Source organism: Pseudomonas sp. GP01-A4 (assembly GCF_058780865.1).
This window is the reverse complement of sequence record NZ_JBYSWF010000022.1, coordinates 85,046-91,208: the sequence shown is the minus strand read 5'-3', so window position 1 is coordinate 91,208 and position 6,163 is coordinate 85,046. Positions and strand designations below refer to the sequence as shown.

6 protein-coding genes are annotated in these 6,163 nt (G+C 62.9%); 4 read left to right on the top strand and 2 right to left on the bottom strand.

Annotated features, from left to right (window positions below; all coding sequences use genetic code 11):
- Positions 1-156: 156 nt before the first annotated feature.
- A complete protein-coding gene (locus AC3WKX_RS15255) occupies positions 157-543 on the bottom strand; it encodes a cupin domain-containing protein (protein WP_102604618.1) in 387 nt (128 codons plus the stop codon).
- 265 nt (positions 544-808) lie between these two features.
- Between AC3WKX_RS15255 and AC3WKX_RS15250 the strand changes: the two genes are divergently transcribed.
- Genes AC3WKX_RS15250 through AC3WKX_RS15235 form a run of 4 tightly spaced genes read left to right on the top strand, consistent with a single transcriptional unit; the run spans position 809 to position 5,280 of the window.
- Entirely contained in the window at positions 809-1,795 is a 987-nt protein-coding gene (locus AC3WKX_RS15250) for a sugar ABC transporter substrate-binding protein (RefSeq protein ID WP_003210861.1), read from the top strand.
- On the top strand, positions 1,795-3,330 hold the full coding sequence (locus AC3WKX_RS15245; RefSeq protein WP_102604619.1) for a sugar ABC transporter ATP-binding protein: 1,536 nt from the start codon (positions 1,795-1,797) through the stop codon (positions 3,328-3,330). Before AC3WKX_RS15250 ends, AC3WKX_RS15245 begins: the two co-directional genes overlap by 1 nt.
- Entirely contained in the window at positions 3,317-4,309 is a 993-nt protein-coding gene (locus tag AC3WKX_RS15240; protein ID WP_102369138.1) for an ABC transporter permease, read from the top strand. Before AC3WKX_RS15245 ends, AC3WKX_RS15240 begins: the two co-directional genes overlap by 14 nt.
- On the top strand, positions 4,306-5,280 hold the full coding sequence (locus tag AC3WKX_RS15235; protein WP_102604620.1) for an ABC transporter permease: 975 nt from the start codon (positions 4,306-4,308) through the stop codon (positions 5,278-5,280). Before AC3WKX_RS15240 ends, AC3WKX_RS15235 begins: the two co-directional genes overlap by 4 nt.
- A 30-nt stretch (positions 5,281-5,310) precedes the next feature.
- Here AC3WKX_RS15235 and AC3WKX_RS15230 read toward each other — a convergent pair whose 3' ends face one another.
- Positions 5,311-6,162 carry an urea carboxylase-associated family protein gene (locus AC3WKX_RS15230; protein WP_102604621.1) on the bottom strand — a complete coding sequence of 284 codons (852 nt, stop codon included), beginning with the start codon at positions 6,160-6,162 and terminating at the stop codon, positions 5,311-5,313.
- Between the last annotated feature and the right edge of the window lies 1 nt (position 6,163).

Genomic DNA, 6,163 nt, shown 5'->3' with positions numbered 1-6,163 from the left:
GGCAGGCGCCAGTGCCAGCGGAGACGTTGCCCATCAACGCCATCAGGGCAATCACGAGGGCTGAGGTTTTCCTGAGCTGCCTGTTCATCACGCGTGCTCCTGGTCTGGAGTAACTGTGAGGTAAAGACTAGCCCAAACAGGCAACGCCGGAAGGTGCTAAATCCACACGTCGTTGATTGCCGTACGCTCGCCACCCTCACTGCCGGTGTTCAGCACGCCGCAGGGTTCGATCAACAGCAACTTTACCTCACCCAATGCGTGCGGCTTGTGCTCGACGCCCTTGGGCACCACGTACATTTCCCCTTGGCCGATGGTCACCGCGCCGTCGCGGAAGTCGATGCGCAGGGTGCCTTCGAGGACGATAAAGGTTTCATCGGTGTCGGCATGGTCGTGCCAGATGAAGTCACCTTCGATCTTCACCACCTTGAACTGGTAGTCGTTCATCTGCGCGACGACCTTGGGCGCCCATTGCTCGCTGAACAGGGTGTATTTCTCGGCGAAGTTGATCGAGGCGTAATTCGTCGAAGCGTGGGAGGCGGGCATTGTAGGTTCCAGGGTTTCAGGACATTGGAGCCTTAAGTTAGGCCTAACGGCCGGCCGGATATTGAATGATCGTGCAGCGCGCGACGGTCCTGGGTGTGTGCAACTGTTGGCTGGGCAACAGCAATCGGACAGTTGTGGTTTGCTCGAGACAGCAAGGCCTCGTCCATTGTTTTTATCGCGTTGATTTTATTGAAAATAATTTATGGCATGGGCTCTGCAATGCACACAGGTGAACCCTTTCACCCGTTGCTCAGCGGAGCCCTGTATGCCTTGCACCTTTTTCTCGCGTTCACGTTACATCTTGCTCGGCGCAGCGTTGTTGCTGGGCCACGCCGCCGTGTCCCAGGCCGCCGAGGGCGATGACGCGGTGCCGTCCCTGGCCGGCAAGCGCATTGCCGTGAGCATGACCGGCACCAGTCACTACTTCGATATCAAGGCCTTCCAGGCCCAGGTCGACGAGATCAAGCGCCTCGGCGGCACGCCCATCACCCTCGACGCCGGGCGCAATGACAAGAACCTGGTGACCCAACTGCAAACCGTAGTCACCCAGAAACCCGATGCGGTGATCCAGACCCTCGGCACCCTGAGCGTGATCGACCCGTGGCTCAAGCGCATCAGCAAGGCCGGCATCCCGCTGTTCACCATCGACGCGCCGTCGCAGTACAGCCTCAACAACACCACCTCGGATAATGTCGCCACCGGCAAGGCCCTGGCCGATCAGTTGATCAAGGATGCCGGCGGCAAGGGCAAGATCCTGGTGTTCAACGGCTTCTACGGCGTGCCGGTGTGCGCGATTCGCTACGACCAGTTGAAGCTGGCGCTCAAGGATCACCCGCAACTGGAAATCATCGAGCCGGAGCTGCGGGATGTGATCCCCAACACCGTGCAGGATGCCTATTCCCAGGTGTCCGCATTGCTCAACAAGTACCCGGCCGGCAGTGTCTCGGCGATCTGGGCGGCGTGGGACATTCCGCAACTGGGGGCAAGCAAGGCGTTGATCGACGCCAAGCGCACCGAGATCAAGACCTACGGCGTGGACGGTACGCCGGAGGTACTGGAGCTGCTCGGCCAGGCCAATTCGCCGGTGGGCGCGGTAGTCGCCCAGCAACCGGCGCTGATCGGCAAGACTGCTGTGCAGAACGTGGCCCGCTACCTGGCCGGGCAGCGCGACCTGCCCAAGGAAACCCATGTGCCGACGCTGCTGACCACCGCCGCCAACCTGGCGCAGGTCCAGCAACTGCGGGGTGATTGATGGCCGCGTTGCACTTGCAGCACCTGCGCAAACGCTTCGGCGCCACCCTGGCGCTGGATGATGCGAGCCTGAAGGTCGAGCGCGGCACCATTCACGGCCTGGTGGGCGAGAACGGTGCCGGCAAGTCGACCTTGATCAAGGTCCTGGCGGGGATCCACAAAGCGGACTCGGGGCAGGTGAGCATTGACGGCCAGCCGTATGCCGCACTGTCGCCGCGCCAGGTGGACGCGCTGGGCGTGCAGTTCATCCATCAGGAGCGGCTGTTACCGGCGAGTTTTACCGTGGGCGAGGCGTTGTTTTTCGGGCATGAATTACGCCGGGGTCCGTTTGTGGATCGGCGCCGGCAGCAGCGCGAGGCCGAACGTTTGCTGGCGGAATATTTTGAGCTGCAACTGCCCGCCGACGCGTTGGTAGGCGAGCTGAACAGCGCCGAGCGCCAGGTGCTGCAAATCACCCGGGCGTTGATTCGCCAGCCGAAGATCCTGGTGTTCGACGAGCCCAGCGTGGCGCTGGTCAAGCGCGAAGTCGACCAGCTGCTGCGGATCGTCAAGCGCCTGCGGGACCAGGGTTTGTCGATTCTCTACATCTCCCATTACCTGCAGGAAATCGACAGCCTGTGCGATGAAGTGACGGTGTTGCGCAATGGTCGAGATGTGGCCGTGGTTGAGCCACGGCACACCTCCAGCGCGCAGATTGCGCGGTTGATGGTCAACCGCGAGGTCCAGGAGATGTACCCCAAGGCGCAGGTCGAGTTCGGCGAACCATTGCTGCAGGTGCGCGGCCTGAGCCTGGCCCGGCGCTACCGGCAGATCGACCTGGAATTGCGTCGGGGCGAGATCGTCGGCCTCACCGGGCTGGTCGGGTCGGGCGCCAAGGACCTGCTCAAGACCCTGTTCGGTGTGGTGCGCGCCGACAGCGGCAGCATTCATCTGGAGGGGCGTTTGTTGCGCCTGCGTTCACCCGGAGAAGCCATTGCCCAAGGGATTGCACTGGTGCCGGAAGAACGCCGCAGCCAGGGGATTTCACCGCTGCTGTCGGTGCTGGAAAACCTCACGCTCGCCGGGCTTGGGCGTTTCAGTCGCTGGGGGTTACTGAGCCAGCGTAAGGAGCAGGCCGAAAGCCTGCGGCTGATCGACGAGTTGGCGATCAAGACGCCGGGCCCGCAGGCTGCCGTCAGCCAGCTCAGCGGCGGCAACCAGCAGAAAGTCGCCCTGGGCAAATGGCTGAGCCGGCGCTCGGCGGTGTACCTGTTGGACGAACCGTGCGTAGGTGTGGACGTCGGCGCCAAGGTCGAGATTTATCGCGTGATCGGGCGGCTGGTGGAAGAGGGCGCAGCGGTGCTGGTGCTGTCTTCGGATTTGCCCGAGCTGTTGGGGATCTGCGACCGCATCCTGGTGCTGCATCGCGGTGAAATAGCCGGGGAGTTCCATGCCGGTGAGGCGGGCAGTGATCAACTGTTGGCGTGTGCCACGGGTGCGGTGCAGTCCACAGTGGCTGTGCAGGTGAAACAGGAGGTGGCGCATGTCCCTGCTTGAAGCTGCTACTCCTGGCTTGTCCCAACGGTTATGGGTACTGCTGTTGCGGCGCGGCTCGGTGGGCGTATTCCTCGCGATTTTGCTGGGCTTTGCCGTCGCCGCGCCGAACTTCTTTTCAGTCGGCAATATCGCGAATGTGTTCAGCCAGTCGGCGATCCTCGGCGTACTTGCCTTCGGCCTGACCTGCGTGATTATCGGCGGCGGCTCCAACGTGGTGGCGGGCGGGCTTGATCTGTCGCTGGCGGCCAATTTGGGCTTGTGCGCGGCCGTGTTCAGTCGACTCAACAACGCAGGCCTCGACCTGTGGGCAAGCCTGCTGCTGACCTTGGGTTGCGGCCTGGCGGTGGGCCTGCTCAATGGCCTGGCCGTGGTGGTGCTGCGCTTGCCACCGTTGCTCGCAACGCTGGCAAGCATGAATGTACTGGCCGGGCTGGAGCTGGTCCTCACCGAAAACACCGTGGTCTCGACTGACTCACCGTTGCTCGACCTGCTCAGTGGCGGGACCTGGCTGGGCGTGCCGGCACTCGCCTGGGTGTTGCTGGTGACGGCCTTTGTGTTGACGCTGCTGATCCAGCACACCGCCTATGGGCTGCGCCTGCATGCCGTCGGCGAGTACCCGCACGCCGCCGAGGCCGCCGGGATTCGAGTGCCGGCCTACGTACTCTCCAGTTATTTGCTGTCTGGGCTGTGTGCCGCGGTGGCGGCGTTGTGTTCAGCAGCATTTTTCAGCGGCAGCACCACCGGCTCCGGCGACATGCTGTTGTCGGTGGTCGCCATAGCCTTTCTTGGCGTGGTGTTTTCCCGGCGACTGGTGGCTAGCATCCCCGGCACCTTGCTCGCGACGCTGTTGATCGGCTTTTTGATCAACGGGTTTCAGTTGCTCAACGTATCGAGCTTCTGGGTCAACGGTGTCCAGGGCGTGCTGATTCTGCTGGTGGTCGCCGCTTCCAGCGCATTGAACCGGGGAGAACATTCATGAGTCAGGTATCCATCCTGCAAGCCCATGGCGGCTGGCGTTCGCTGTTGCCCCTGACGTTGCCGCTGGTGTTCGTGGCCATCGTGGTGGTGTTTGCCTGGCAGGCCCCGGGGTTTCTCAGTGGCGGCAACCTGAAAAGCCTGGTGCTGAATAACTTCGTGCTGCTGGCGATTGTTGCGATCGGCATGACCTATGCGGTGGCGGCCGGTGGCATCGATCTGTCGGTAGGCACCGCGCTGGATTTCGCCAGCTTCAGCTTCGTGGTGTTGCTTAACGCCGGGCACGGGCTGGGTGTGGCGATTGCCGGTGCGTTGGCCGCCAAGCTGCTGGTAGGACTGTTCAATGCCGGCTTGATCGCGGGGCTGCGGATCAGCCCGTTCCTGGCCACCCTCGGCACCTTGTTTATCGGCACCAGTGCCCAGCAACTGCTCTCGGACGGCGGCCAGCCAATTTATATCGCCCAGGGTTTCAAGCCGGAACTGGCGAGCTTCAGCCCGTTGGGCGTGCCCTTGCCGCTGTTGATCGTGCTGGTATTGGCCGTGGTCTACGGCCTGTTGCTGGCCCGTGGACGCCTGGGGCGCGAACTGCTGGCCCAGGGTACCCAGCCGCTGCTGGCGTATTACTCGGGGTTGTCGGTGCGGCGCATCGTCACCACCACGGTGCTGGCGGCGGCGCTGGCGTGCGCGGTGGCGGGGATCCTGCTCAGTTCGACGGTGAGCGCCTACGTGCCGCTGTCGGGCAATGCGTTCCTGCTGAATGCGATTGGTGCGGTGTTTATCGGCACCACATTGAACCGCCAGGGCCGGGCGAATATTCCGGGCACGTTGCTGGGGGTGCTGTTCATCAACGTCATCGCCAATGGCTTGCTGTTGATCGGCTGGAACTTCTACTGGCAGCAGGTGGCAACCGGCGTGCTGATATTTATTGTTCTGGCCTTCAGTTTCATCAGCCGCAGGATTGCGCAGAACACCTGAGGCGCGGCGCCCCAGGTGTCGGTCTGCCCGTTACTTTTCCCAGTCAGCCTTGGCAATCAGCAGGCCATGGTTGCCGTTATAGGCGGCGCGCTCGGGTTGTTTCCAGCCCTCCAGCAGCGCGTCGTCGAGGCGGTAGATTTCCACCCCCAGCGGACGGCAGACCTTCAACGGGTCTTCCGCATCCGGGCCCCACATCGGCAGCGACAGGTCGCCACCGGGGCAGGTGGAGAGGGCACACAGCAGGTCGATTTCGGCGAAGAACTCCAGATAGTCGCCCTGCTTGGCCGGGCAGGCTTTCATGAAGTACATGTCGTCGTGATTGAGGCCGGTGCACTGGAAAATGTTCAGCACGTCGTGCACGTCGAACTCGGTCAGGCCATGGGGCAGCACGGCGCGGGTCAGGTTGGAGTGGCAGTGGTGGTGGAAGTCTTCGCCCGTGAGCATCTTGTTCACGTAAGGGTCGCAGCGCGTGCCCAGCAAGTCATGCAGGCGCCCGCCGTGTTCGTCGATGCCATAGCCGGCCAGGCTGTCGTCGGTGATGGTGACCATCGGCCGCAAAAACGGCAGGTTCGACCATAGGCGGTCGTAGGTGGTGACGTGCGCGCCTTGCAGCTGGCGGGTGCGCGCCGCCCACATGCGTTCGCGGGGGTCGTTGGCGCTCCACACGTTGAAGTCGCCGACCTGCGGGCCAACCGGCGTGGTCACGCGGAACACATGGCCTGCCGGTACTTTCCAGGCGCGGCCGGTGCGGATCGGCACTTCGAATTGCTCGATCAGGGTGCGCCCGTCCCGGGACTCGCGTACGCGGTCATAAAAGGCTTTGTCGACCTGCAAGGCAGCGCCTTTGCTGACTTGGTAGGCCGCTGGGTAGTCCTTGTACATG